The sequence below is a fragment of the Pseudomonas sp. S3E17 genome, from assembly GCF_024168685.1.
Classification (GTDB): domain Bacteria; phylum Pseudomonadota; class Gammaproteobacteria; order Pseudomonadales; family Pseudomonadaceae; genus Aquipseudomonas; species Aquipseudomonas marginalis.
This window is the reverse complement of sequence record NZ_JALJWE010000001.1, coordinates 1,921,079-1,947,817: the sequence shown is the minus strand read 5'-3', so window position 1 is coordinate 1,947,817 and position 26,739 is coordinate 1,921,079. Positions and strand designations below refer to the sequence as shown.

Genomic DNA, 26,739 nt, shown 5'->3' with positions numbered 1-26,739 from the left:
GGAAGTTTTGCCATGAGCAGCGTCACCTCGATCACCAATCTCACCAGCAATGTTCGCCAGCGCGTTACCCCGCAAGAGTGGGAGGTGCGCGTCAAACTGGCCGCCGCTTATCGCCTGGCCGCTTTGTACAAGTGGACCGACCACATCTACACCCATTTCTCCGCCCGTGTACCGGGGCCGGAGGAGCATTTCCTGATCAACGCCTTCGGGTTGTTGTTCGATGAAATCAGCGCATCCAACCTGGTCAAGGTCGACCTCGACGGCACTATCGTCGATGACCCTACCGGCCTGGGCATCAACTACGCCGGCTATGTGATCCACAGCGCGATCCACGGCGCACGCCATGACCTGCAGGCGGTGCTGCACACCCACACCCGCGACGGCATTGCGGTGTCGGCGCAGAAGGACGGCCTGCTGCCAATCTCCCAGCACTCCATTGGTTTTTCCGGGCGCGTGGCGTACCACGGATATGAAGGCGTGGCCCTCGACCTGGACGAACGCGAGCGGCTGGTGGCGGACCTGGGCGACAAGAGCGTGATGATCCTGCGTAACCATGGCTTGTTGACCGCCGGCGTCAGCGTTGAACATGCGTTTGCGCAGCTGCAACAGTTGGAGCGCGCGTGCAATATCCAGGTGGCGGCGCAGGCGGCGGGGAATGCGGAGTTGATCTTCCCGCCGGCCGAAGTGGTGGCGAAAGTCGAACAACAGGCCAAGGTGTTTGCCAGTGGCGAAGGACCGGGGGTGGCGCGGCATTGGAATGCGCTGATTCGGCAGTTGGAGCGGACTGATACCGATTACAAGAACTGATGCCGGGCCAGATGAAGATCAAAATGTGGGAGGGGGCTTACACCCCCTCCCACATGGGTTTTGTGGTGTTCTTGCTTATGCGACCTGTTTGGCCTGCTCGCGTTCAGCAATCAGCTGGCGGGTGAGGGGGATCAACCGCTTGCCATAGTCGATCGCATCATTGAGCGGATCAAACCCACGGATCAGGAAGGTGGTGATGCCGAGGTCGTAATAATCGACCAATGCCTCTGCCACCTGTTCGGCGGTCCCCACCAACGAGGTGGAGTTGCCCTGCGCGCCCAGCAACCCCGCAATCCCCGTCCACAAACGCTTGTCCAGTCGCGAGCCTTGGGCTGCCGCCGCCAGCAACCGGCGCGAGCCTTCATTCGGCGGTTCACGCCGCACAAAGCCATTCTTCTCTGCCAACTCGGTGGCCTGTTGCAGGATGCTGTCGGCACGCGCCCATGCCTGTTCTTCGGTTGCGGCGAGGATCGGTCGCAGCGACAGGCTGAAGCGAATCGTGCGCCCATGCTTGGCAGCCTCGGCGCGCACCTGGGTCACGATCTCGCGTACCTGCTCATAGGTTTCGCCCCACAGCGCGTACACATCGGCATGCTTGCCCGCCACTTCAATCGCGGCCTTGGAAGAGCCGCCAAAGTACAGCGGGATATGCGGCTGCTGCGGCGACTTCACCGCGGAGTGCGCGCCTTCGACCTGGTAGTAGGTGCCGGCAAAGTCGAAGGGCTGATCGCTGGTCCATTCCTGGCGTACCACGCTCAGGTATTCATCGGTGCGCGCATAGCGTTCGTCCTTGCCGATATGGCTGCCATCGGCGCGCAGTTCGCGGTCGTCGCCGCCGGTGATGATATGCACGGCGGTGCGCCCGCCATTGAACACATCGAGGGTGGCGAACTGGCGGGCGGCCAGGGTGGGTTGGGCGAAGCCCGGACGGTGGGCGATCAGGAACTGCAGTTTTTTCGTCACGCTGGCGGCATGGGCGGCGATCAGCGTGCTGTCCGGGCTGTTGGAATGGAACGCCACCAGCGCGCGGTCGAAACCGGCTTCTTCGTGGGCGCGGGCCACGGTTTCCACGTAGTCCGGTTGCAGGGTAGGGCCGCTGCGTGGGTGGATCTCGGAAGCGTGGTGACCGCCGATATAGCCGATGAATTCAATGCTCATGGTCTGTCCTTGTCGAGTAGGGGTGAATACCTCCGCCGGGCAGGGGGTCGGTCATGCTCGTCCACGGTAGGGGCCGCGACAGTCGCTGTAAAATGCCGTTTGGTTCTAACCTAATTATTAAAATATAGAATCATATGTATGTTTAGTGATCAGTAAATTGCATTTTGAGCGCGTTGCTGACCCTAGATAACGTTGTGTTTTTTCCGGGCCTGAGGTCTGATGAGCGCCGAAAACGGCACCTCGAAGGTTAAGCAGTGATGCGGGCAGAACTTGCGCAATATGGCGGCATTACCGTCATGATTCCGGCCGCACTGGTGATTGCTGTCTGGTTAAGGTATTCCGCGCCGTGGGCACTGCGGGCCTGGATAATAACCGTAGGTACGACTTATTCGATTGTGGCGGCCAGCAAGTTGCTGTTTAAAGGCTGGGGCTTATCGTCCCAGCACTTGGATATTGCTGTAATAAGTGGCCATGCCATGAACACCAGTTTGATGGTCACGGTGGCAACGAGTTTGCTGGCTCGCCAGTTCAACCTGGCCTGGCGCTGGCCGGCGGCGTTGGTGGGGGTAGTGATAAGTATCGGGTTCAGTGCTTATTGTGTCGCGCCTTATATACATCCGCTGAATGAAGCCCTGGCCGGTGCCGCACTGGGTGCGACAGCGGCCATTGTCTTTCTGTGGTGTGTTGATGCCGCGCCCATCAAGGTAGCCCCCGTGTTCATCGGCGGCGGGCTGGTGTTTTTGCTGGTCTGTGGGCTGGTGCCCAAGTACAACGCGGAGTGGCTGCTCAACCGCGTCGCAGTGACCCTATCAGGTGCCGACCAGGCCCATCAGGAGCCTGCCTGGCGCCTGGAAACCGCGCACAGGAAGGCCGAGTAGGTCGCCAGGTCCAGCGCCAGGTTGCTTTCCACCATCAGCGCCAGCAAGGTCGTCTGCGCGTTGAACCGTTGCGCATTGCCACGGCGCCGCGCGCGTTTCATCTGCTGGAACAGCGCATGGGTGATCTGCTGGGGGGAGCTGCCGCGCAACAGGTCCAGCCAATGGCCGATGGCCCGGGTGTTGCGCTGGTACTGCGCGCCCTGCACCGGCTCGGCAAACCCCTCGAACATCCCCGTCAGCCTGCGCAGCGCATAGCCGCGTCTCAAGCCCGCCCACAGGATCATGGCCGCTCCTCGGTGCCGCAGATATTGGCCAGCAGTTCGGCCGTCTTGACCTGCATGAACTGGCTGTCGCCGCGACTTTCCACGCACAGGCACACCGACAACGGGTCACTGACCTGCAACTTGAAGCGCCAATCGGCGAACACCATGGAAAACCCGGCACCGGACGCGTCGCTGTCCAGTGAGTTATCGGCATACAACACCTGCAGGCGTTCGACGACATGGGATGAATCATGCACTTCCACTTGAATATTTCCCGAAGAAGGAAATAGGCCAATACGCTCTACCAATAACTTTGACGTGTTCATGGCCGTCCCCTGTCTGGTGCATTCAAATCGCACTTTATTATGGGACGGTACAAAAATACCGGAATGTTAGTTTTAGTCGGTTAATGCCGGTGTTGTTATTTTTTGTCTTGCGCGATAGATGGTCTCGGTTTGTAGGCTGTGGTCATAATTAGTCGGTCGTTAGTTGCAACTGATTAAATAAGGTCGTCCCTTTTGCCGAAGAATAAGTGTGCGGTGCGTGGGAGGTTGCCTTGTTCAAAAAGATATTGATTGTGTGCATCGGCAACATCTGCCGCAGCCCCACGGCGGAACACTTGCTGGGGGCCGCACTGACGTCCTCCGGAATCACGGTGAGTTCGGCGGGCTTGGCGGCGTTGCGTGACCATCCGCTGGAACCGACGGCCGGGCAAGTGCTGCAGGAGCATGGGCACGTTCCCCGGGCACACAAGGCGCGGCAACTCAGCGTTGAAGCCGTGAGTGAGGCCGACCTGATCCTGGTGATGGAACAACGGCACATCGACGGCGTGCTCGGCCTCGCTCCCGAGGCGCGGGGCAAGGTCTTCCTGTTGGGCAAGTGGCAGCACGATCGCGAGATCACCGACCCCTATCGCCAGGGCAAGCCCGCCTTTGTGCAGGCCTATGCCTTGATCGAACAGGCCGCACAGGCCTGGGCCCAGCGCCTGGCGCGCTGACGCTCCCTCTTTAAACGATTGCAAGGACGAAGACGCGATTTATGTATTCACCCCAGAACGCTTCCCCTGAAAGCCCTCACCGTGACGAGATCGATGTGCTCGGCATGCTTGGCACCCTGATCGATCACAAATGGCTGATCGCCGGGATCACCGGCACCTGCATGCTGATCGGTGCCGCCTACGCGATTCTGGCGGCGCCGGTGTTCCAGGCGAATGCATTGATCCAAGTGGAACCGAAGAAGAACGACATGCTCGGTTTCTCCGACGTCAGTAGCCTGCTGGGCAAGGAATCGCCGGCGGTGACCGAGATCGAGCTGATCAAGTCGCGCACCATCATTGGCAAGACCGTCGATACCCTGGCGTTGGACATCACTATCACGCCGCAGCATTTTCCGTTGATCGGTGGCTTCCTCGCGCGGCGTTATGCGCCTGAACACAAGGGCGATATTGCGCCGCCGCTGTTCGGTTTCAGCCGCTGGTCGGCAGGGGGCGAGGCCCTGGCGCTGAGCAGTTTGAACCTGCCGACGGCGTTGCTCGGGACCACCCTGGTACTGGTGGCCGGCGAGGCCCAGGCCTACACGTTATTTGATGAGGACGGCGTCGAGATCGCCGCAGGAAGCGTCGGCGTGCCGTTTGCCGCCGACGGCGTCGAGGTGTTGGTCAAGGAGCTGCGGGCCAATCCGGGCGCGCATTTCAAGATCGTGCGCAAGCCGCGCCTGGACGCGGTGGCCGACTACCAGGACCTGCTCACCGTGATCGAACGCGGCAAGGAGTCGGGCATCATCAGCCTGTCCCTGGAGAGCACGCGCCCGGCCCTGGCGGTGCGGACGCTGAATGAAATCTCCAACCTGTATGTGAAGCAGAACGTCGACCGCACCTCGGCCGAGGCGGCGCAGAGCCTGTCGTTCCTCAATGACCAGTTGCCCCAGGTGCGTCGCGACCTGGAGAAGGCCGAGAACGCCTTGAACCGCTTCCAGACCCGCAGCAAATCCATCGACATCAGCCTCGAAGCCAAGGCCGTGCTCGACCAGGTGGTGGCCCTGGACACCGGCATCTCCGAACTCAAGCTGCAACAGGCCGAGATGGACCGCAAGTTCACCCCCCAGCACCCGGCTTATCGCGCCTTGATCGCCAAGCTGGCGGAACTCAATGCCAAGCAGGCGCAGATGACCAAGCGCGTCGAAGGCTTGCCCACGACCCAGCAGGAATTGCTCAGCCTGACCCGCGACGTGCAAGTGGGCACCGAGATCTACACCCAGTTGCTCAACCGCTCCCAGGAGCTCGACGTAATGCGCGCCGGCACCGTGGGCAACGTGCGTTTGATCGACAGTGCCGATGTCAACCTGGCCAAGCCTGTGGCGCCGCGCAAGGTCATCGTGGTGCTGCTGGCGATGCTGCTCGGCGGCATGCTCTCGGTGGGCATCGTGCTGGTGCGCAGCCTGCTCAACCGTGGCCTGGAAAGCCCGGATGAGATCGAGAAACTCGGCCTGCCGGTGTACGCCTCGATCCCCTTCAGCCTGTTGCAAAAGGCCGAGGAAACCAACGCCGCCAAGGGCCGCTCCGGCGCACCGTCGCTGCTGGCGGTCAATCACCCCCATGACCTGGTGATGGAAGCCATGCGCAGCCTGCGCACCAGCCTGCACTTCGCCATGCTCGAAGCCAAGAACAACCGCCTGATGATCACCGGCCCGAGCCCCGAGGTGGGCAAGACGTTTGTCTCGGCCAACCTGGCGGCGATTGTCGCGCAGTCGGGCCAGCGCGTGCTGCTGATCGATGCCGACATGCGCAAGGGCTACTTGCACAAGATGCTTGGCAAGGCGGTGGAGGCGGGTTTGTCCGACCTGCTCGCCAAGCGCTGTGATCTGCAGGAAGCGATTCACCCGACTGCCGTGGAGCGCTTCGACTTTATCGGTCGTGGGCAGATCCCGCCCAACCCATCGGAACTGCTGATGCACCCCAACTTTGCCGCGTTGCTGGCGGAAGTCAGCGAGCGCTATGACCTGGTGATCATCGACACGCCGCCCTTGCTGGCGGTGACCGATGCCGCGATTGTCGGGCGCCAGGCCGGCACCAGCCTGATGGTCACCCGTTTTGGCGTGAACTCGGCGAAGGAGATCGAGTTGACCCTGCGCCGCTTCCATCAGAACGGCATCGAGCTCAAGGGTGCGATCTTCAATGGTGTGGAAAAACGCCGGTCCGCCAGCTACGGCTATGGCGACTACGGTTACTACAGCTACGCCTATCAGTCCGACAAGGCCTGATGACCATGAGCAAAGTGCTTGAAATGCCGCGCTCGTTGTCGCGACGGTTTCGCCTCAACGTGTTGAGCTACGGCTACACCCAACTGGTGACGCTGGCGGCGCAACTGGTGCTGGTGCCGTTCTTCCTGCACGCCTGGGGCACCGGGCGCTATGCCGATTGGCTGGTGCTCACCGGTATTCCGTCGCTGCTCAGCCTGCTGGACCTGGGGGTGGCCCAGGCGTCGGCCACCAGCGCCACGCTGCGTGCGAGCCAGGGCGATGTGCCGGGGGCGCGGCGCAGTGTGCAGACCGCGCTGGCCTTTACCCTGGCGGTGGTCGCGCTGGTGCTGGTATTCGCCCTGACCTTGGGCCAGTGGCTCGACTGGGTGTCACTGCTCGGGCTCAAGACCTTGACCGCCGAGCAAGCCGGCCTGGTGGTGCTGTTCATGTCCGGCTACCTGTGCACGCGCTTGCTGGGTGGGCCGATCGACGCCTGGTTTCGCACCATCGACAGAACCGTCGGCGGCGTCTTCATCATGGCCAACCGCAGGACCCTGGACATTGTGCTGTCCATCGTCGTGCTGCTGCTGGGTGGCACCGAACTGCAATTGGCCCAGGGCATGTTTTTCAGCCAGGTGCTGTTCCTGGTGCTGGTGACCCTGTTTGTGCGGCGGATTTCACCCTGGCCGCTGCTGGGGCTGGCGTCGGCGTCCTGGGCCGAGTTCCGTGGTATCTGGAAACCGGCGCTGGGCAGCGCGGCGATCCCGCTGGCGCAGGCGATCACCCTGCAAGGCGGCCTGCAAGTGCTCAACCAGATCGCCGGCCCGGCGGTGGTGGTGGGTTACACCATGGCGCGTACCCTGATGCGCCTGATCATCCAGTTGGGCATCACTTGCAGCAACGCCCTGACCCCGGAGATCTCACGGCTGGCCGGGCGCGGCGAGTTCGAACAGGCGCGACGCTTTACCCAGCGCGCCAGCTCCCTGGTGCTGGGCCTGTGCGTGCTGGTGTATGCCGCCGGGATCTGGGCCGGGCCGCAGATTATCCTGCTGTGGAGCCATGGCCTGGTGCAGGTCGATCGCTTGTCATTGGCGCTGATCGGCTCCCATACGATTTTGAATGTGGCCTGGTTCATCCTCGCAGCGATGCTGATTTCCACCAATCGCCACACCCTCACCTCAGTGATCTATGCCGTAAGCAGCGTGATGGCCTTGCTGCTGTGGCTGGCATGCAAGGAGCGCATCGATCCGCTGCTGGGCGCGTCGCTGTTGCTGTCGCTGCCGGAACTGGTGGTGTTGGTGTACCTGCGGGTGATTCGCGTGGGGGAGGTCGGCCCATGATGCTGTCCCAGGCGCGCCTGACCCTCTACTTGCCGCTGACGTTCTTCGCCTTGCCCCTGGCGCTGAGCAACAACCTCTCGCAACCCTTGGCGCTGCTGCTGTTGCTGCCGTTCGTGGTGTACGCGGCGCGCGGCTTTACCCGCGCGCTGCCATTGCTGGCGCTGGTGGTTGCGTCCAGTGTGTTGCAGGTATTGGTGAGCAGTGGGGCGAACATCTCGCTGTACCAGTTCCTGCGTTCCGGCATTCCGTTTTTCTATTTTGTGCTGCTGCTGGCCGGGTACAGCTATGTGTTGGCCAATGTGGAAAAAATCGCGCTGGCCCATAGCGTCAACTACCGGCGCATCCTCGAACGCATCATCTACATCTTCGCCCTTGGCCAGTTGCTGCAGGTCAGCCTGTATGGCGTGGGCATCGACCTGACCAACGCCGCGTCCAAGTCCAGCGACGAAGTCGGGCGGATCATGTTGTTCCCCACCAGCTCGGCGGTGCTGCTGTTTTTCTATGCCTGTTGCCAGCGCAGGGTCGGCTTGATGCTGATCCTCGCGGTCACGCTGCTGGCGGCCGGGTCCAAGACCATCCTCGCGGCGATGGCGGTGATGATCCTGTTGTCGGCGATTACCCAGCGTAAGCTCAAGTCGTTGGCGGTGCTGGTGGTGGCCATCGGCGCGCTGGGCACGCTGACGTTCTACGCCAGCCCCCTGGCGGTGTCGCGCTTTGCCACTTACCTGTTCGAGGAGAAGGGTGAGGACGTGACCCGTGCGTTCGAGATCGCCCATGCCAAGGAATCGTTTCTCGACAACCCCGCCACGGTGTTCCTGGGCAATGGCCTGGCCAAGCAATTGACCCCCGGCGTGCCCACCAATGACGAGCGCTGGTTCGAGAACTCCAAGTTCGATATCGAGAACGGCTACTGGGGCGTGACCGCCAAGCTGGGGGTGCTCGGCGTGGCGCTGTTTTGCCTGCTGTTCAGCGGGTTGCCGCGCAGCCCGGTATCCCTGGCCGTGGTGGCGATCCTGCTGATTTTCTCGTTCAAGACCAGCTACCAGTTCTTCACCACCTTCGATGGCAGCTACCTGCTGGTGTGGTCGATGTTCATCGGCCTACTCAACAAGGCTGCGCCTGCACGCCAGGCGGTTTACCCCAATTACTTACTGAAACAGGCTGGATCATGAACGCACCTGCTAGCCCCATCAGGGCCGGGATACTGACGTACCACTTCAGCGAAAACTTCGGCGCGGTGCTGCAAGCCTATGCCTTGCAGCGCTGGTTGCAGCAACAGGGCTTGCAGGTAAGCCTGATCAACTACCACCCGGCCTACGTGGAGGATGGCAGCGAGATTCGCCAGCTGTTCAACCCGCGCCAGCTCAAGGCCAACCTCAAGGCCCTGTACCTCAAGACCCTGGCGTTGAAAACCCGGGTGCTGGGGCCGAATGCCCAGTCGCGCCAGTTCGAGGCGTTCAAGACGCGCTTCCTGAATATCCAGGCGCCGCGCTACGCCCACGCCCACCAGCTCAACCAGGCGGTGGCCGGCCAGCAGTTGCTGGTGGCCGGCAGTGACCAGATCTGGAACCCCTCGGGCCAGACCGGCCTCGACCCGGCGTACTTCCTGGCCTTCGACTGCGACAAGGCGATCCGGCGCATCTCCTACGCCGCAAGTTTCGGCAAGGAATACCTGGAGCCGCAGTACCACGCCGAAGCCGAGGGCCTGCTCAAGCAACTGTCGGCGATCAGTGTGCGCGAGGAGAGCGGGGTGAGCATCGTGCACCAGGTCTCGGGGCTGGCTGCCCAGTGCGTGCCGGACCCGACGCTGCTGCACCGCGACTATTCGGCGCTGCTCGCCACGTCCACCCAGACCCGCACCGGCCACGTGTTCTGCTATGCGCTGCGCACCGGCGTGGGCGTGCGCGAAGTGGCCCAGGCGCTGTCGCGGCAGGTGGCCGGGCCGATTGTCTCGCCGTACAACGCGCACCGGCGCTGGCGGCAGATCGGCGAGACCGTGCAGGTGGGCCCGCAGGATTGGCTCAAGTTGCTCAAGGAGAGCGCCTACGTGGTGACCAACTCCTTCCACGCCACGGTGTTCGCGATCATTTTCGAGAAGCCGTTTATCGCCGTGGGGTTGCCGGGCAACAAGGCCTCGCTGAACGCCCGTGTGCGCAACCTGCTGGAGAAGCTGGAGCTGTCGCAACGCTTCCTGCCGGCAGACGATGCCGACCAGGTGCACGCCTTGATCGCGGCGCCCATCGACTGGGTGGCGGTGCGGGCCCGGCGCCAGGCCCTGCAACAGGTGGGCGAGCGCTACCTGTTGGAACAACTGGCGGCGATCCGGTCATGAGCGACTTCGCGCAACTCAAGTACGTCGACACCCTGCCGCGCAGCAACAAGGCGCGCCGGCTGTTGTGGGGCATCGTCTACCAGCTGCTGTTTCGTCCCACGCCGCGCTGGATGCTGCACAACTGGCGGCGTTGGTTGCTGCGCTGCTTTGGCGCCAAGGTCGGCGTGGGTTGCCGCATCGCGCCCACGTGCAGCATCTGGGCGCCGTGGAACCTGGAGATCGGCGACTACACCGCCATCGGCGATGGGGTCGATGTGTACGCCATGGCCAAAATCACCCTGGGCTCCAAAGTCACCATCAGCCAGCGCAGCTTCCTGTGCACCGGCAGCCACGACACCCGCAGCCTGCTGCGGCCCCTGGTGACTCGCGAGATTGTGATCAAGGACCACGTGTGGGTCGCCGCCGAGGCCTTTATCCACCCCGGTTGCGTGTTGGAGGAGGGCTGCGTGGTCGGCGCGCGCTCGGTGGTCACGGCCAGCCAGCCGGCCTGGATGATTTGCGTCGGTGCGCCGTGCCGCCCCCTCAAAACGAGAGACATCGCACTATGAAACAGGTGAAACCCATGATGGATAAGGCATGGAAGTTGATGTATTTCGTCAGCGAGTTCTTTCGCGACATGCTCACGTTTATTCGCCACAACGGTTATTCGCCGTTGGAAAGCCGCAACAAGAAGCTGTTCTACAAAATCCTCATCGAAACCCACACCGTGGAAAAGGGCCTGTCCCTCAAGGAACCCAAGCCGCTGTTCGGCAAGGACAAGATCAACGGCATCATCCATATGCTCAACGAATACGACCGCACGTATTCGGCGCTGCCGGTGGAGATGGCCCTCGGCGCGTTCCAGGGTTACCTCGAGCTGCACCGCACCCTCGGCATCAGCGACGACTTCGTGTTTTACCTGGATGCCTATGTGGAGCACCTCAAGCGCGACGGCACCGCCGGCAGCGGTGGTATCAAGCGTGCGGCGCCGTGGCTGGGCAACGGCGGTCTGGATGCCAAGGCGTTCCTGCAATCGCGCTCCAGTTGCCGCATGTTCCAGGCCGGCAAGATCGACAGTGGCCTGCTGACGTCCCTGGTGGAATTGGCGCAGTCGTCACCCTCGCAATGCAACCGGCAGTCGTCGCGGGTGCATGTGTATCAGGACCGCGCGGTGATCGCGCAGCTGCTGGAGCTGCAAGGCGGCTCGCGCGGGTTTGCGCAGTCGGTGGACAACCTGTTTGTGGTCACGTCCGAAGTCACCGCCTGGGGCGGCGCGGGGCAGCGCAACCAGCTTTACGTCGACGGTGCATTGTTTTCCATGGGCCTGCTGCTGGCCTGCCACGCCAATGGCCTGGGTGCGTGCCCGCTGAACCTGGCGATCCTCAATTCGGTGGAAAAGAAGATCCGTGGCATCGGCGCCATCCCGGCCAGCGAGCGGTTGATCATGATGATCGCCGTGGGGCTGCCCTTGGAAAGCCACTTCCGGGCCGCGCGTTCACCGCGCCGGCTCACCACCGAAGTCCTGCAGATGCACGGTGGCTGATATGAAGCGCGAAACCGTCAGTGTGATCATCCTCACCTACAACGAAAGCCTGCATATCGCCCGGGCCATCGAGTCGGTACGGGCCTTCAGCGACGAAGTGCTGGTGGTCGATTCGTTTTCCACCGACGACACCTGCGACATCGCCCGGCGCCATGGCGCGCTGGTGGTGCAGCACGCCTTCGTCAACCAGGCCAAGCAGTTCCAGTGGGCGCTGGATCACCTGCCGATTACCGGCAACTGGACGATGCGCCTGGACGCCGACGAAATCATCGAGGCCGACCTCGCCGCCGCGATCAATACCCGGCTGCCGACCCTGGCCCGCGACATCACCGGCATCAACTTCAAGCGCAAGCATATCTTCATGGGGCGCTGGGTGCGCCATGGCGGCCGCTACCCGTTGAAGATGCTGCGGCTGTGGCGCACCGGCCAGGGGCGCATGGAGGACCGTTGGATGGACGAGCACATCTCGGTCGCCGAGGGCCGCACCATCACCCTCGACGGCGGGTTTGCCGACCATAACCTGCATGACTTGACCTTCTTCACCCACAAGCACAACCAGTACGCCACCCGCGAAGCGATTGAAGTGCTTAACGCGCGGCTGGGGCTGTTTGCGATACGCGATGAACTGCATGCCGGGCAGAGTTCGTTCCAGGCCAAGGCCAAGCGCCTGGTCAAGAACCGCGTGTACAACCGCGTGCCGTTCACCCTCAGTTCCACCGCGTATTTCCTGTGGCGCTACATCATCCAGCTGGGGTTTCTCGATGGCCGCAGCGGCCTGGTCTATCACCTGCTCCAGGGCTATTGGTACCGCTTTCTGGTGGGCGCCAAAGTGCTCGAACTGGAAACCGCGATTGCGCACTTAAACGATAAGGAAGCCATTGTCCGGGAACTCTCAAAGTTGACCGGCCATAACTTGAACCTGCCCACACCGAAGTAACTGAGCGTTTTTAACAAACACCCAAGTCTGGGTGTCGGCCTTCGCTCGCCTATCAATTGGGAGACAGACATGAATAAAGTCGCGCTTATTACCGGGATCACCGGTCAGGATGGCTCGTACCTGGCCGAGCTGCTGCTGGAAAAAGGCTATACCGTGCACGGCCTCAAGCGCCGTTCTTCGTCGTTCAATACCCAGCGCATCGATCATATTTACCAGGACCCCCAGGCCCTGCGTAAAAACCTGATCCTGCACTATGGCGACCTGGCGGATTCGTCGAACCTGACGCGTATCATCCAGCAGATCCAGCCCGATGAAATCTACAACCTCGGCGCCCAATCCCATGTGGCGGTGAGCTTCGATTCGCCGGAATACACCGCCGATGTGGATGCCCTCGGCACCTTGCGCATCCTCGAGGCGATCCGCCTGCTGGGCCTGGAAAAGAAGACCCGCTTCTACCAGGCCTCGACCTCCGAGCTGTACGGGCTGGTGCAGGAAACCCCGCAGAAGGAAACCACGCCGTTCTACCCGCGCTCGCCCTATGCGGTGGCCAAGCTGTACGCCTACTGGATCACCGTGAACTTCCGCGAAGCCTATGGGCTGTATGCGTGCAACGGCATCCTGTTCAACCACGAGTCGCCGCGTCGCGGTGAAACCTTCGTGACCCGCAAGATCACCCGCGCCCTGAGCAACATCGCCCTGGGCCTGGAACAGTGCCTGTACATGGGCAACATGGATGCACTGCGCGACTGGGGCCACGCCAAGGACTACGTGCGCATGCAGTGGATGATGCTGCAACAGGAACACCCCGAGGACTTTGTCATCGCCACCGGTGTGCAGTATTCGGTGCGCGACTTTATTCGCTGGTCGGCGGCGGAACTGGGGCTGCATCTGCGCTTTGTCGGCGAGGGCGTTGAAGAGGTGGCGGTGGTCGAGCGGATCGACGGCGACCTGGCGCCGGGCATCCTGGTGGGCGATGTGATTGTGCGCGTCGACCCGCGTTACTTCCGCCCGGCGGAAGTCGAGACGCTGTTGGGCGACCCGTCCAAGGCCAAGCGCCTGCTCGGCTGGGTGCCGGAAATCAGCGCCCAGGAAATGTGCGCGGAGATGGTCCGCGAAGACCTCAAGGTCGCCCAGCGCCACGCCTTGTTGCGCCTGCACGGGCATGACGCACCGATTGCCGTGGAGAACTGAGCATGGCACGTGACTTTGATGCGCGGATCTTCGTGGCCGGCCATCGCGGCATGGTCGGCTCGGCCATCGTGCGGCGCCTGTGGGCCTTGGGCTACACGCAGTTGCTTACCGCCGGCCGTGACGAGCTGGACCTGCTCGACCCGGCCGCGGTGCAGGCGTACTTCGCCCGGCACCGTGTGGACCAGGTGTACCTGGCGGCCGCCAAGGTCGGCGGGATTCACGCCAACGCAACGTACCCGGCCGACTTCATCTACCAGAACCTGATGATCCAGGCCAACGTGATCCACGCCGCCCACAGTCATGGCGTGGAGAAGCTGTTGTTCCTCGGCTCGTCCTGCATCTACCCGGTGCATGCCCCGCAACCGATGATCGAAGCGGTGTTGCTCGACGGCGCGCTGGAGCCCACCAATGAACCCTACGCGGTGGCCAAGATCGCCGGGATCAAGCTGTGCGAAAGCTACAACCGCCAGCATGGCCGCGATTACCGCAGCGTGATGCCCACCAACCTGTACGGGCCGGGCGACAACTACCACCCGCAGAACAGCCATGTGATCGCCGCCTTGCTGCGGCGCTTCCATGAGGCGACCCAGCGCGGCGATGAGGAGGTGGTGATCTGGGGCAGTGGCAAGCCACGGCGCGAGTTCCTGCATGTGGATGACATGGCGGCGGCCAGCGTGCATGTGATGGAGCTCAGCCAGGAACGCTACCGTGAGCAGACCCAGCCGATGCGTTCGCATTTGAACGTCGGTACCGGGGTGGATTGCACCATCGCCGAACTGGCCCAGGCGCTGGTGCGGGTCACCGGCTTCAAGGGGCAGTTGCGCTTCGACGCCAGCAAGCCCGACGGCGCACCGCGCAAGCTGCTGGATGTGAGCCGGATCAACGCCCTCGGCTGGGAAGCCTATGTGCCGCTGGAAGAGGGCCTGCGCGACGCCTACAACGCCTACCTCGCGGCCCTCGAACAGCCTCGGGGCCACTGATGAAGATCCTCCTGTACGGCATCAACTACAGCCCGGAGCTCACCGGCATCGGCAAGTACAGCGGTGAACAGGCGCGCTGGCTGGCGGGCCAGGGCCATGAGGTGCGAGTGGTGACGGCGCCGCCGTATTACCCGCAGTGGCAGGTGGGCGAGGGCTATTCGCCGTGGCGCTTTCGCACCGAGCAGGACGACGGCGTGACGGTGATTCGCTGCCCGCTGTATGTGCCACGCCAGCCCACGGCGTTGACGCGCCTGCTGCACCTGATGAGCTTTTCCGCCAGTTCGTTTTTGGCGGTCATGGGGCAGTGGCGCTGGAAACCGGACCTGGTGATCCTGGTGGTGCCCACGCTGTTTTGTGCGCCCCAGGCACTGTTGTTGGCCAAGCTCAGTGGCGCGCGCTCGGTGCTGCATATCCAGGATTACGAAGTGGACGCGATGTTCGGCCTCGGCATCGGTGGCGGCTCCCTTGTGCGGCGCCTGGCGTTTGGGCTTGAACGCTGGCTGTTGCGGCGCTTTGACCGGGTCTCGACGATTTCCAGCGGCATGCTCGACAAGGCCCGGGGCAAAGGCGTGAGCGGCAAGCGCCTGCTGTTCTTTCCCAATTGGTCGGAAACCGCCCGCTTTCGCCAGGTGCCCCGCAGCCCCGGGCTGCTGCAGCGCCTGGGTGTGGCGTCGGGCCAAAGGGTGTTGTTGTACGCCGGCAATATCGGCGAGAAGCAGGGCCTGGAACTGATCCTCGACGCCGCCCAGGCCTATGTCGATCGCCCGGAGCTGGTGTTCCTGATCGTCGGCCAGGGCACCGGCAAGGCCCGCTTGCTCGAGCGTGTACAGCGCGATCGCCTGCGCAACGTGCTGTTTGCGCCGTTGCAGCCCTACGAGGATCTGCCGGTGCTGCTGGCCTCGGCCGACGTGCACCTGGTGATCCAGAAGCGCGGGGTGGCGGACGCGGTGCTGCCTTCCAAGCTGACCAATATCCTCGCGGTGGGCGGCCACGCCATCATCACCGCCGACCCCGGCACCACCCTCGGCCGCCTGTGCGAGGAACACCCCGGCATTGCGTTGTTGGCTGAACCGGAGTCTGTCGCCGCGCTGAACATCGGGATCGAGCGGGCACTGGCATTGCCCGCGCGCAACGAGGTGGCGCTGAACTACGCCAAGGAGTTCCTCGACAAGGAACGTATTCTGCAACGCTTTATGGCACAGGTCTGATGGGTATGTGGCTTGATTTACCGACCTTCAATACGGTCGTGGCATCGACGCCGCTGGTGGCGATCGACCTGGTGGTGAGAAACACCCGTGGCGAGGTCCTGCTGGGCCTGCGCGTCAATCGGCCGGCTTATGGTTTCTGGTTCGTGCCCGGCGGGCGTATCCAGAAAAACGAACACCTCGACAACGCTTTCCGGCGCATCACCCGCGACGAACTGGGACACCCGTTCGAGCGCGCCGAGGCACGGCTGCTGGGGGTGTACGAGCACTTCTACGACGACAGCGTGTTCGCCAACGCCGGGGCCGGGCCGGACACCCATTACGTGGTGCTCGGCTATTGCCTGGACCTGGGCGAAGGCCAGACCCTGCAGCCGCCCACGGAGCAACACCAGCATTACCGCTGGTGGTCCGCAGATGAACTGCGCATCAGCCCGCGGGTGCACGAACACACTCGCGCCTATTTCTGACTCTCTCTCCCGAGGACGCTCTCATGTTGTTACCGGTGATCATGGCAGGCGGTTCGGGGTCGCGCCTGTGGCCGCTTTCGCGGCAACTGAACCCCAAGCAGTTCCTGCGCCTGACCGACGCGCACCTGTCGATGCTGCAGCAGACCATCACGCGGCTGGAAGGCGCCAACGTCGCGCTGCCGCAGTTGATCTGCAATGAGCAGCATCGCTTCCTGGTGGCCGAGCAATTGCGCCAGTTGGGCATGGAGCAGGCCAGCATCCTGTTGGAGCCGGTGGGGCGCAACACGGCGCCGGCCATCGCGCTGGCGGCGTGCAAGGCGCTGGCCGAGCACCAGGACCCGATCCTGCTGGTGCTGGCGGCAGACCATTTGATCGAAGACGTCCCGGCGTTTCATGCCAGCCTGGAAGTGGCGCTGCCGCTGGCCCGTGAAGGCAAGTTGGTGACCTTCGGCATCACGCCCACCAGTGCCCATACCGGCTACGGCTATATCGAACAAGGCGCGGCGGCGGGCGAGGGCGGTTATCGGGTCAAGCGCTTTGTGGAGAAGCCGGACGCCGCCACCGCTGCGGCGTACCTGGCCAGCGGCGGGTATTACTGGAACAGCGGCATGTTCATGTTCCGCGCCAGCCGGTACCTGGAGGAGCTGGAGCGCTTCCAGCCGGCCATCCTCGAGGCCTGTCGCGTGGCGCTGGAGGGCGGCAGCCAGGATCAACCCTTCACCCGCGTGCATGCCGCGACCTTTGCCGCGTGCCCGGACGATTCCATCGATTACGCGGTGATGGAAAACACCCATGACGCGGTGATGGTGCCGTTGCAGGCCGGCTGGAGTGATATCGGCTCGTGGTCGGCGCTGTGGGAGGCCAGCGAAAAAGATGCCAGCGGCAATGTGATACGCGGCGACGGGCTGAGCCTGGACACCCGAGACACCTACGTCCACGCCGACAGTCGGCTGGTGGCCACGGTTGGGGTGCAGGACCTGATCATTGTCGAGACCAAGGACGCGGTATTGGTGGCCCACAAGGACCAGGTGCAGCAGGTCAAGGCCATCGTCGACCTGCTCAAGCAGGCCGGGCGCCATGAGCATCTCAACCACCGCGAGGTGTATCGGCCATGGGGCATGTACGACTCGGTGGACAACGGCCAGCGCTATCAGGTCAAGCGCATCACGGTGAAACCGGGGGCCAAGTTGTCGGTGCAGATGCACCACCATCGCGCCGAGCACTGGATTGTGGTCAGCGGTACGGCGCGGGTGACCAATGGCGAACAGACTTACCTGGTGTCGGAAAACCAGTCGACCTATATCCCCATCGGCCAGGTGCACGCCCTGGAAAACCCGGGGGTGATCCCGCTGGAGTTGATCGAAGTGCAGTCGGGCTCTTATCTGGGCGAAGACGATATTGTGCGCTTCGAAGACAAGTACGGCAGGGCCTGAGGTTTTCCGACAATTAATAACGTTTTTAATAACTTCGCCGGGCGCAATGCATTGAAGGCCGGGGCTTGCCGGGAAAACGTTATTTTCAACTAAGTCGGTTGAATATTATCTGTCTGGTGTGCTGTTTAGTTGAATGGCACTATCGGTTTGCCTGCTCACTGATGATAAGGAGTCTGAAATGAGAAAATCACTGGCTATTCTGGTACTCAGTGTCTTGAGTACTTCGGCGATGGCCGACGAGTTACCGTTGGGGCTTGATACCACAGTGGCCGGAACCGTTACGGTGGGGCAATCGTTGTTGGTCGGCGCTGCCCTGGTTGCCGGTGTTGCCGCTGTTTCCAACAGCGGCGGCAGCTCCAATGGCGGCACCACCACGGGTACTACCGGCACCACCGGCACTACGGGTACCAGCAACTAGTCGTACACCTTCCGCTTTTAAGACCGCTTGGAATCCCCGCCCAAGTGGTCTTTTTTTCTTGTCGTCTATCGCGAGTGTCCTAGCACTATGATGCGTATTTTTTCTATTGCAGCCGTGGCCGCTGCATTATTGCAAGGCTGCATGTTTGCCCCGGGTCAATCTATGGACACGGCCTCCCTGACCGAAGAGGGCGGGCCTGAAAACAGTCGCGTGGATTTAATTCCGATTACCCCAAAGTTATTGGCCATGGACGCGGCAAGTCATGTGCCTTATTCCATCCCCGCAGAACTATTGAGTTATAAACCCGGGCCGTATTTGATCGGCGCCAATGATGCGTTGTATATCACGGTGTGGGATCACCCCGAACTTACCGCGCCGTCCGGCCCGCAGCAGCAGATCGATGCCAACGGTCGCCTGGTCAGCCCCGAGGGCAACCTGTTTTACCCCTACGTGGGCGAGGTGGTTGCCAAGGGTCGCAGCATTGAAGCGCTGCGCAGCGAGATCACCGACAAGCTGCGCCAGTACATCGACAGCCCCCAGGTGGATGTCAGCGTGTTGCGTTTTGCCAGCCAGAAAGTGGTGATCAGCGGCGCGGTGATCAAGGCCGGGCCGGTGCCCCTGACCACCATTGCCATGAACGTCAGCGAGGCCCTTGGCGCCGCCGGGATCGACCCGATCAACGCCGACCTGTCGAACCTCACCCTCACCCGTGGCGGCAAGCGCTACACCCTGGACCTCGACACGCTCAACCTTGAGCAGTCGCGCCTGAATGACATTTACCTGAAGGACGGCGACCAGCTGTACCTGGCCTACAACGACCGCAAGCGCATCTACGTGATGGGCGAGGTGATGCAACCCCGCGCGCTGAGTTTCAAGACCCGCAGCATGAACCTCTCCGACGTGCTGGGTTCAGTGGGCGGGGTCAACCAGAACACCTCCAACGCCGATGCCATCTACGTGATTCGCGGCGCGCAGAACATTGATGTGGAACCGGCCAAGGTGTTCCAGCTGGAAGCCGGCTCCCCTTCGGCCATGGCCCTGGCCACGCGTTTTGATGTGCAGCCCCAGGACGTGGTGTTTGTCGGCCCGGCGAATATCACGCGCTGGAACCGCTTTATCAGCCAACTGGTGCCGTCCGCGTCGATCATCGGCATTGGTGCATCCACCCAGAACAACCTGAGCGAAGCCAGCAGCCGATAGGGTGGTACCTGCGTGAACAGTCTGAAAATCGGTACGTACGCGGGGTTGGCGTGGCTGTTGGCTGGCTGCAATCCGCTGATGCAGGCCTCGCTGGATACCTTCAAGGCTGCCGTCGGCGGCCCGCCGCCGCTGGTGTTGAGCCAGGCCCAGGTGGATGCGGTGCCGTTCCCCCAGATCAAGGTCACCACGGTGTCCGGCGCAGGGGTAATGGCGTTGATCCGCCAGCGTGACGACCTGCAGTTCTGGGTGGCGTCCGGCAAACAGGTGCTGCTACTGCGCGATGGTCTGGTGGTGCGCACGGTGGGCCTGGGCACTGACCTGGATGGCACGCGCTGGCAGGGCCGGTCACCGTTCCAGCAAGGGTTGCATCGTGTCCCGGACGGCTATCGCAGCACGCGCCAGATCGACGTGGTGGACGGCTATCGCCTGGGCGTTACGGTCAACAGCCGCATGACGCGCCATGGGTTGGAGAGCGTCGAGATTCTCGACAAATCCTATGCCTTGCTGCGGGTGGATGAAGACATCGAGGCCCCCGGCTTTCACGCGCGTAACCGTTACTGGGTCGACCCCACCGACGGTTTTATCGTGCAGAGCGAGCAGCACCTGACGCCCGACCTGACGCTCACCATTACTCAGCTGCAACCGACTCGCAAGGATGCCCCATGATGCTGCGAAAATTGGCCGCGCTGGTGCTGTTGTGCAGTGGCGCCAGTGTGTCCCAGGCGGCGATGACCGTCAGTGGCGAGGTGCGCAATCCGGGGCCGATCCCCTTGGCGCCCGAGGCGCGCTTGCTGGATGTGATCACGGCGTCGCAACCGGATGCCCAGGGCTATTGGCTCGGTGCGGCCTGGCTGCGCCAACCCTTGCTGGCACAGCAGGCACGGCTCAAGGCCGGTGTGCTGTTTGACCTGCAAACCCTGCAGCGTGCGGCGTTGGCGGCCGGTCGCGAAGGTCGCGCGCATGCGGCGGCTCGGCTCTATCAACAGGTGCAGGCCTTGCCGGTGACCGGCCGCCAACAGGCGATGCTGGATCCGGTGGCGGTGGAAGTCGGCTTTGCGCCGAACCCGCTGGTCAGTGAGGGCGACCGCCTGGTTTATCCGCCGAGGCCGGACAGCGTGCGTGTCGTGGGGGCCGTCGCCGCGGCCTGCACGTTGGCATTCCAGGCGCTGCAGCGGCCCCTCGATTACCTCCACGCCTGTCCGGCCCTGGCGGAAGCGGACCGCGATTACCTGTGGCTGATCCAGCCCGACGGCCATGTCACGCGCCTGGGTATCGCGGCATGGAATCGCGAGGAGGGCACGCCTCCCGCGCCGGGCAGTACGTTGCTGGTGCCGATCCGCAGCGACGACCTGGACCCGCCCACCCCTGAGCTCAATCAGCAACTGGCCGAGTTTCTTGCCACCCAACCCCTGGCCGAGGTCACGCCTTGAAATTATGTATTGCAGCCGTGCTGCTGGTGCCCTGTGGCGTCACCCATGGCGATCCCCGTTACACCCAAAGCGATTTCGGCGGCGTCGGGCTGCTGCAAACCCCCACCGCCCGCATGGCGCCCGCCGGCGAACTCAGCGTGAATGCCAACCGCACCGAACCCTACAGCCGCTACAGTTTTTCGGCGCAACCCCTGGACTGGCTGGAGGGCACCTTTCGCTACACTGCGATCACCAACCGCCCCTATGGCGCCGAGTCCTTCAGCGGCGGCCAGAGCTATAAGGACAAGGCGGTCGACGCCAAAGTGCGCCTGTATCAGGAAAGCCACTGGCTGCCCGAGGTGGCGCTGGGGTTCATGGACCTGGGTGGCACCGGGTTGTTTTCCAGCGAGTACCTGGTGGCCAACAAGCGCTACGGTGACGTGGATTTCAGTGCCGGCATCGCCTGGGGGTACCTGGGCAGTCGCGGTGATTTCGGCAACCCGTTGGGCGCCTTGGATGATCGTTTCAACCAGCGGCCCACCGCCGAAGGCTCCGGCAGTTTTTCCAACGGCTACTTTCGCGGCCGGCCCGCGTTGTTCGGCGGGATTGCCTATCAGACACCCTGGGCGCCGCTGAGCCTCAAGTTGGAATACGAGGGCAACGACTATCAGAACGAACCCCGCGACAACAACCAGCGCCAGGACTCGCCCATCAACCTGGGCCTGGTCTACAAGCTGGCCGACTCCATCGATGTGAGTGCCGCCTGGGAACGTGGCAACACCGCCATGTTCGGCATCACCCTGCACACCAATTTCGTCAGCCGCAAGGCCCCGGTAAAAACCTACGACCCGCCGGCCCCCAAGTTGCCTGCCAAGGCCCCGACCACGCCGATGGACCAGGTGGATTGGGCCGCCGTATCCCGGCGCCTGCATGACAATGCCGGCTACAATGTGCAGCGCATTACCCAGCGCGGGCCGGAGTTGTTGGTGTACGGCGAACAGCAGCGCTATTTCTACAGCGCCAAGGCGGTGGGCCGCGCCAGTCGGATTCTCGATAACAGCGTGAATGACCAGATCGATTGGTTCACCCTGGTGAGCGAGCGCTACGCCATGCCGATCGAAGAAACCAGCGTGCCGCGCGAGACCTTTCGCGAGGTGGTCAGCCACCGCGAGGACCTGCAGAACCTGCATCGCCAGGTCGAGGTCAATCGTGCCAGCAACCGCAGCCAGACAGTGCTGTACACCCAGCCGCCCAAACCCTTCACCTATGGTGTGGGGCTGGGCTACAAGCAGAACGTCGGCGGGCCGGATGGCTTGCTCTACCAGGTGTCCGCCGACCTTGACGGCGAGTATCGTTTCACCCGCACTACCTGGTGGAGCGGCCTGCTCAGCGTCAACCTGCTGAACAACTACGACGGATTTACCTACGATGCGCCCAGTGGCTTGCCCCGGGTGCGGACCGACCTGCGCCGGTACATGACCTCCTCCGATGTGACCCTGCCGACCTTCCAGCTCAACCATGCGCAGCAGTTGGACCAGGACCTCTACGGCATGGTCTACGGTGGTTTGCTGGAGTCGATGTACGCCGGTGTCGGCAGTGAAGTGCTGTACCGTCCGATGGGCCAGCGCTGGGCGTTGGGGGCCGACCTGAACTACGTGCGCCAGCGCGGTTTCGAGCAGGATTTCAGCTTGCGCGATTACCGCACCGTCACCGGGCATATCACCGGCTACACCGATCTGCCGTTCAACATTCAGGGCGCCTTGAGTGTGGGGCGCTACCTGGCCAGGGACTGGGGCGCGACCCTGGACCTGTCGCGGGAATTCAACAATGGTGTGCGGATTGGCGCGTGGATCACCCGCACCACTGCATCCAGCGCAGAGTACGGCGAAGGCAGCTTCGACAAAGGCCTGTACCTGTCCATTCCGTTCGATGAGTTGATGAGCCTGTCGACGATGCGGCGCGCCAACCTGGTATGGGCGCCGCTGACCCGCGATGGCGGCGCACGCTTGAACCGCGCCTACTCACTGCATTCGATGACCGATGGGCGCGACAGTGAGCTGTTCTACAAGAACATCGACAAGATCACTGAATAGACCTAGCGTTGTCGCGCAGCAAACTGGGACCTTTGTGGTGAGCGGGCTTGTCCCGCGTAGGGGGGCGAAGCGCCCCTGATGAAGACGAATGCGGTGTATCAGGCACTCCTCTGGGCCTGGTTTTGGGGCTGCCACGCAGCCCCTCCCACATTTGAACTGTATTGATTGCCGGCTATCAGTAGATGTCCTTGGACAGCAGCGTAAACGGCGTCTTCAGCAGGATCTTGATGTCCAGCCACAGCGACCAGGTGTTGATGTAGCGCAGGTCGATGTCGACGCGCTGTTGCATCTTCTCCAGGGTCTCGGTCTCGCCCCGGCAGCCATTGACCTGTGCCAGGCCGGTGATGCCGGGTTTGATCCGGTGGCGGGCCATGTAGGCGCGGATTTTCCCCGAGTAGTAGTCGTTGTGTGCAATCGCATGGGGGCGTGGGCCGACCAGGGCCATGTGCCCTTGCAGCACGTTGAACAGCTGCGGCAATTCGTCGATGGAGGTGCGCCGGATAAACCGGCCCACCGGCGTAATGCGTGAATCGTTGCGACTGGCCTGGCGTACCTCATGGTCGTCATGCACACGCATGGAGCGGAATTTCCACACCTTGATCACCTCGCCATTCCAGCCGTGGCGGTCCTGCTTGAAGATCACCGGGCCGGGGGAGGTCAGCTTGATCAGCAGGGCGACCAGCAGCAGCAACGGGCTCAGCACGATGATCGCCAGAGCAGCCAGGCTCTTGTCCAGCAGCGACTTGCTCAGCGCCGCGGTGGGACGGCTGGTCAGCGGGCTTTCGTTGAGGTAGATCGCCGGCAGCCCATCCACTTCGGCCACGCAATGGTTGAGCAGCAGCATGTTATTGAGGTCGGGCACCCAGATTACATCCACGCTGATCTCCAGCAGGTTGAGGTACAACGCCTCAATGTGGGTGGCGTCCTGCAATGAATGGGTGATGTAGAGCCGACGGATACCGTGTTGCCGGATCAATTGGGGCAGTTGCGGCAGCTCGCCCAGGATCTGCGATTGCGCACCCTCCGCGGCGCCGGCAGGGTTGCCGACGAGCCCCACCAGGGGCGAACGCTTTTGACGGGAGAGGGTTCTGGCCAGGTCCACGGCAAGCTTGCCGGTACCCACGATCAATGACTTTTGGCGCTCGTGAAGTTGGCGGTGGTAATACCGGGACAGGCTATGTAAAGGGATATAGCACAGGGCCAGTAACGGATAACTGATTGCCGCCCAGAGTAATAAGGTTTCCCAAGGAAATAATGAACTTGCATTGCACGCCATGCCCACGATAAACACTATTGCGACGGTCAGCAGCCAGCCCATGAACAGTCGTCCCAGGCCCACGCCGTAGTCATCTTTTTTACTGTAGACGTCACACAGGCTATACGCCGGAAGAGATGCCAATATGGTAAATGCGGCCAGCGCTCGGTAGTTGTATTCAAGTTGGCCGGTCTTTAAAAAGACCAACATGAATAACGCTGTAACCACCAATCCCGATGCCAATGTCCACTGGCCCCAAAACGTTAAACCCTTGGGGGTCAGGTTGCGATGCATTCTAGTATTGTTCAACATAGTTCTGCTCCCGGTGGTGACCACGCACGTGGTGGCAGGGTTTAATCAACAGGCGGGCACGCGCACGCGCGTACCCTTGGATAGTAATGAACGGCGGGGGGCAGTGGCTGACGACTTATAACAAGGTCGCAAGGATGTTGTTATGGCGCTGATGTTATAAAAAGGCAGGTAGAAGAGGGTGGTAGTAGGCAGGGTGCGTGATAAGGTCTGATGTATTTATTATTTTAGCGGCGCGCTTGGGTCGGCTCTAATGGCTTCTTGATTTTCTGTGTCAGGCAATAACCGCGATTTCTGACGGCGCGAAATAAACGTTCGCCTTCGTTGGCCCGCTTGAACTTTTCCTGCAGGCGACTCAAGCACATCTCCAAGCCGCGATAGTATTCCGGCTCGCGCCCGATATTACGGATCAGTTCTTCTTTGCTGACCACACGGTCTTCGTGGTTCAGCATCTTTTTAATCAAGGCCGACTCAATGGCGGTCAGCGAAATGCGCAGGCCGCCTTTGACCAGCGTTCGGTCATGCTGGGTAAGTAACCAGAAATCCTGGGGATACAGTTGAGTTCTTTCCAGGCCGATGTCCATGGAACGAGAGTGGGGATCCCCCGGGTCGTCGGCAGTCTTGGGCGTAGGCATTCTTGCTTCTTGCCGCGCGGCGTTAAAAGGGTGTGAGAGCAAGGTGATGGAGTGCGTCGCCAGCGCGTTCAAATCGTAGTGGAACGTCTCTGCACTGGGGGTGAAGTCCTGCAGTGCGATAGCCGGGAGTGTCGGAGTGAAGGCGTATTTCTTGAGGGAGCTCATAGTGTCCACCGAGATCAGTGAGAGGCAGGTTTTTATAAGCGATCAGCTGGGGCGTAATACCCGCCCTGAAAGTATTTGAATGGCAGGTTTTTAGCCAACATTGCGCTGTCGCAAAACTCGACATGGTCGGCAATGAAACGCACCCCCGTGGCATTGATCAGCTCAAGCATGTGGTCGTAGAGCCGATCGAACAGGCCCGACCGCGTGTTCAGGCTCAGCCGGAGGGCGGAGTCGGGGAAAGGCATTTTTATGTAGTCGTAGAGGTCCAGCTCGATCAACAGGTCGCCACGTGTTGTATCGAGTGTGTAGCCACTGTAGGCCAGCTTGATACAACCCTGGTCTTTGAGCTTATACAGTTGGCGCACCATGCCTCGGCGCTCTGCAGGATCCGGGAGTGCGCCCAGCGGGTTATGGAGGCTGAGTGTCAAGGTCTGGCCGTGGGTTTTCAGGAGGTGGGCGGCTGCAATGATGTCCTTGACCAGAGGCTCCTTCATCAAGGCAGCCTGATCTATATTCACAAGCCGGTGGCCCACCTGCTGGAGGGCTTTGTGGCGTGGGTGGCTGCGTTGCAGCGCCTCACGGTAAGCAACCTCGAGTTGCTCGCGGTGGCCGCTGCCCACTACGCTGATTTCGCTGCCCCATAGAGCATGCGTACGCTCGACGATGGCCTGCCGGGCCAGTGTGAAGTCCACCGTGTATGCGGGTGATAGTTGCTCGTTATTCACGGTCCGACCGCTCCCTGGAACGTTGGAAATGGCTGGCGCAAATAAGACCGCTGCTGAGTTTGTAGCCGTAGCCGCGGATGTTCTGGATGATATTGTCGCCGTAGTGCGCCTTGATCTTACTGCGCAGTCGACTGATAGACTTTTCCAGTGCCCTGGAGTCGTAGTACTTGGTGTTAAGCCCCATGACCGCCGCAATTTCATTGTGACTCAGCAGTCTGTTCTGAATAAGGGCTTCGAGAACTTTCATCTCGACGAAGGATATTTCCAGCTTTTTACCGTCGCCATAGATGCACATGCGATCCTGATCCAGCACCAGGCCACAACGTTTCAGTCGAGCGCTTTCACTCAAAAAAGCATCAAACAGGCTTAGTTCTTTTTCGGCTGAGGTTTCCAGCGCTTTGATGCAATAGTCAGCACCGGCCAGATAATATTTTGTCTTGCTCAGTGTGGAGGCAAAGGTCACGACAACGAATATCGTGCAGCCCGGATTATCGCTGCGGGTCTTTCTGATAATGTCCAGGGTCTGATTGCTGGCAGAGGGTGTATCAATTTCTATAATAATGGCGCGGTAATGCTTATGACTTTCCAGGGACTCGGTTAGTTGCCCGTAGCATCGTGTATCGATTTTTAAATCATTCGGTACAGTGCGAACTATCAGCGCCCGAAAGTCCTCCGACTTCGATGGGGTCCGTGCAATAGCGAGGACATTGGAAAAATGCATCACCTACTCCCTTTTCTGGCATGCAAGGCCATCAGTTCAATCGCCGCTAGCATTTAGAT

At 61.7% G+C, this 26,739-nt stretch carries 27 protein-coding genes; 20 read left to right on the top strand and 7 right to left on the bottom strand.

Annotated features, from left to right (window positions below):
* Positions 1-12: 12 nt before the first annotated feature.
* Positions 13-807, top strand: coding sequence for a class II aldolase/adducin family protein (locus J3D60_RS08230; protein ID WP_027608693.1), 795 nt, complete (start codon positions 13-15; stop codon positions 805-807).
* Between the two features lie 75 nt (positions 808-882).
* On the opposite strand, the gene J3D60_RS08225 is transcribed toward J3D60_RS08230, so the two are convergent.
* Entirely contained in the window at positions 883-1,965 is a 1,083-nt protein-coding gene (locus tag J3D60_RS08225; RefSeq protein ID WP_253490839.1) for an LLM class flavin-dependent oxidoreductase, read from the bottom strand.
* Between the two features lie 254 nt (positions 1,966-2,219).
* On the opposite strand from J3D60_RS08225, the gene J3D60_RS08220 reads away from it, so the two are divergent.
* Positions 2,220-2,843, top strand: a complete 624-nt coding sequence (locus J3D60_RS08220) for a hypothetical protein (RefSeq protein WP_253490837.1) — start codon at positions 2,220-2,222, stop codon at positions 2,841-2,843.
* On the opposite strand, the gene J3D60_RS08215 is transcribed toward J3D60_RS08220, so the two are convergent.
* On the bottom strand, positions 2,795-3,127 hold the full coding sequence (locus J3D60_RS08215; protein WP_253490835.1) for a hypothetical protein: 333 nt from the start codon (positions 3,125-3,127) through the stop codon (positions 2,795-2,797). The two genes, J3D60_RS08220 and J3D60_RS08215, sit on opposite strands and share 49 nt — an antisense overlap.
* Positions 3,124-3,432, bottom strand: coding sequence for a phosphomannomutase (locus J3D60_RS08210; RefSeq protein WP_223841602.1), 309 nt, complete (start codon positions 3,430-3,432; stop codon positions 3,124-3,126). Before J3D60_RS08210 ends, J3D60_RS08215 begins: the two co-directional genes overlap by 4 nt.
* 230 nt (positions 3,433-3,662) lie before the next feature.
* Between J3D60_RS08210 and J3D60_RS08205 the strand changes: the two genes are divergently transcribed.
* From J3D60_RS08205 to J3D60_RS08120, 18 genes are all read left to right on the top strand, one after another.
* Positions 3,663-4,103 (top strand): low molecular weight protein-tyrosine-phosphatase, encoded by a 441-nt coding sequence (locus tag J3D60_RS08205; protein ID WP_065941932.1) that lies wholly within the window; start codon positions 3,663-3,665, stop codon positions 4,101-4,103.
* Positions 4,104-4,144: 41 nt separating this feature from the next.
* Positions 4,145-6,364: a polysaccharide biosynthesis tyrosine autokinase gene (locus tag J3D60_RS08200; protein ID WP_065941933.1), complete on the top strand. Its 2,220-nt coding sequence runs from the start codon at positions 4,145-4,147 to the stop codon at positions 6,362-6,364.
* Positions 6,365-6,369: 5 nt separating this feature from the next.
* Positions 6,370-7,683 (top strand): lipopolysaccharide biosynthesis protein, encoded by a 1,314-nt coding sequence (locus tag J3D60_RS08195; RefSeq protein ID WP_253490834.1) that lies wholly within the window; start codon positions 6,370-6,372, stop codon positions 7,681-7,683.
* Complete coding sequence (locus J3D60_RS08190) at positions 7,680-8,855, top strand: O-antigen ligase family protein (RefSeq protein ID WP_065941935.1); 1,176 nt, start codon at positions 7,680-7,682, stop codon at positions 8,853-8,855. Before J3D60_RS08195 ends, J3D60_RS08190 begins: the two co-directional genes overlap by 4 nt.
* Entirely contained in the window at positions 8,852-10,015 is a 1,164-nt protein-coding gene (locus J3D60_RS08185) for a polysaccharide pyruvyl transferase family protein (RefSeq protein WP_253490832.1), read from the top strand. Before J3D60_RS08190 ends, J3D60_RS08185 begins: the two co-directional genes overlap by 4 nt.
* A complete protein-coding gene (locus J3D60_RS08180; RefSeq protein WP_027608684.1) occupies positions 10,012-10,563 on the top strand; it encodes an acetyltransferase in 552 nt (183 codons plus the stop codon). The genes J3D60_RS08185 and J3D60_RS08180 overlap by 4 nt, the downstream gene beginning before the upstream one ends.
* A 14-nt stretch (positions 10,564-10,577) precedes the next feature.
* Positions 10,578-11,537 carry a nitroreductase family protein gene (locus tag J3D60_RS08175; RefSeq protein WP_159440249.1) on the top strand — a complete coding sequence of 320 codons (960 nt, stop codon included), beginning with the start codon at positions 10,578-10,580 and terminating at the stop codon, positions 11,535-11,537.
* 1 nt (position 11,538) lies between these two features.
* A complete protein-coding gene (locus J3D60_RS08170; protein ID WP_027608682.1) occupies positions 11,539-12,474 on the top strand; it encodes a glycosyltransferase family 2 protein in 936 nt (311 codons plus the stop codon).
* A 69-nt stretch (positions 12,475-12,543) separates the two neighbouring features.
* Positions 12,544-13,665: a GDP-mannose 4,6-dehydratase gene (gene gmd / locus J3D60_RS08165; RefSeq protein WP_027608681.1), complete on the top strand. Its 1,122-nt coding sequence runs from the start codon at positions 12,544-12,546 to the stop codon at positions 13,663-13,665.
* A gap of 2 nt (positions 13,666-13,667) precedes the next feature.
* Positions 13,668-14,645: a GDP-L-fucose synthase gene (locus J3D60_RS08160; protein ID WP_065925164.1), complete on the top strand. Its 978-nt coding sequence runs from the start codon at positions 13,668-13,670 to the stop codon at positions 14,643-14,645.
* Positions 14,645-15,853: a glycosyltransferase WbuB gene (locus tag J3D60_RS08155; protein WP_253490830.1), complete on the top strand. Its 1,209-nt coding sequence runs from the start codon at positions 14,645-14,647 to the stop codon at positions 15,851-15,853. Before J3D60_RS08160 ends, J3D60_RS08155 begins: the two co-directional genes overlap by 1 nt.
* Before the next feature lie 5 nt (positions 15,854-15,858).
* On the top strand, positions 15,859-16,317 hold the full coding sequence (locus J3D60_RS08150; RefSeq protein WP_253490827.1) for a GDP-mannose mannosyl hydrolase: 459 nt from the start codon (positions 15,859-15,861) through the stop codon (positions 16,315-16,317).
* 23 nt (positions 16,318-16,340) lie between these two features.
* A complete protein-coding gene (locus tag J3D60_RS08145) occupies positions 16,341-17,750 on the top strand; it encodes a mannose-1-phosphate guanylyltransferase/mannose-6-phosphate isomerase (RefSeq protein WP_065941938.1) in 1,410 nt (469 codons plus the stop codon).
* A gap of 178 nt (positions 17,751-17,928) precedes the next feature.
* On the top strand, positions 17,929-18,168 hold the full coding sequence (locus J3D60_RS08140) for a hypothetical protein (protein WP_065941939.1): 240 nt from the start codon (positions 17,929-17,931) through the stop codon (positions 18,166-18,168).
* Positions 18,169-18,255: 87 nt separating this feature from the next.
* The gene (locus J3D60_RS08135) at positions 18,256-19,368 is read left to right on the top strand and encodes a polysaccharide biosynthesis/export family protein (RefSeq protein ID WP_083236516.1); all 1,113 of its coding nucleotides are present in this window, start codon (positions 18,256-18,258) and stop codon (positions 19,366-19,368) included.
* Between the two features lie 12 nt (positions 19,369-19,380).
* Complete coding sequence (locus tag J3D60_RS08130) at positions 19,381-20,034, top strand: YjbF family lipoprotein (RefSeq protein WP_253490825.1); 654 nt, start codon at positions 19,381-19,383, stop codon at positions 20,032-20,034.
* Entirely contained in the window at positions 20,031-20,798 is a 768-nt protein-coding gene (locus J3D60_RS08125) for a capsule biosynthesis GfcC family protein (protein ID WP_253490823.1), read from the top strand. Before J3D60_RS08130 ends, J3D60_RS08125 begins: the two co-directional genes overlap by 4 nt.
* Positions 20,795-22,870, top strand: coding sequence for a YjbH domain-containing protein (locus J3D60_RS08120; protein ID WP_253490821.1), 2,076 nt, complete (start codon positions 20,795-20,797; stop codon positions 22,868-22,870). The genes J3D60_RS08125 and J3D60_RS08120 overlap by 4 nt, the downstream gene beginning before the upstream one ends.
* A 175-nt stretch (positions 22,871-23,045) precedes the next feature.
* On the opposite strand, the gene J3D60_RS08115 is transcribed toward J3D60_RS08120, so the two are convergent.
* From J3D60_RS08115 to J3D60_RS08100, 4 genes are all read right to left on the bottom strand, one after another.
* Positions 23,046-24,437, bottom strand: coding sequence for an undecaprenyl-phosphate glucose phosphotransferase (locus tag J3D60_RS08115; RefSeq protein ID WP_065941943.1), 1,392 nt, complete (start codon positions 24,435-24,437; stop codon positions 23,046-23,048).
* A 224-nt stretch (positions 24,438-24,661) separates the two neighbouring features.
* On the bottom strand, positions 24,662-25,234 hold the full coding sequence (locus tag J3D60_RS08110; protein ID WP_065941944.1) for a winged helix-turn-helix domain-containing protein: 573 nt from the start codon (positions 25,232-25,234) through the stop codon (positions 24,662-24,664).
* A gap of 32 nt (positions 25,235-25,266) precedes the next feature.
* Positions 25,267-25,959: a hypothetical protein gene (locus J3D60_RS08105; RefSeq protein WP_065941945.1), complete on the bottom strand. Its 693-nt coding sequence runs from the start codon at positions 25,957-25,959 to the stop codon at positions 25,267-25,269.
* Positions 25,952-26,680 carry a winged helix-turn-helix domain-containing protein gene (locus J3D60_RS08100; RefSeq protein ID WP_115488234.1) on the bottom strand — a complete coding sequence of 243 codons (729 nt, stop codon included), beginning with the start codon at positions 26,678-26,680 and terminating at the stop codon, positions 25,952-25,954. Before J3D60_RS08100 ends, J3D60_RS08105 begins: the two co-directional genes overlap by 8 nt.
* Positions 26,681-26,739: the final 59 nt, after the last annotated feature.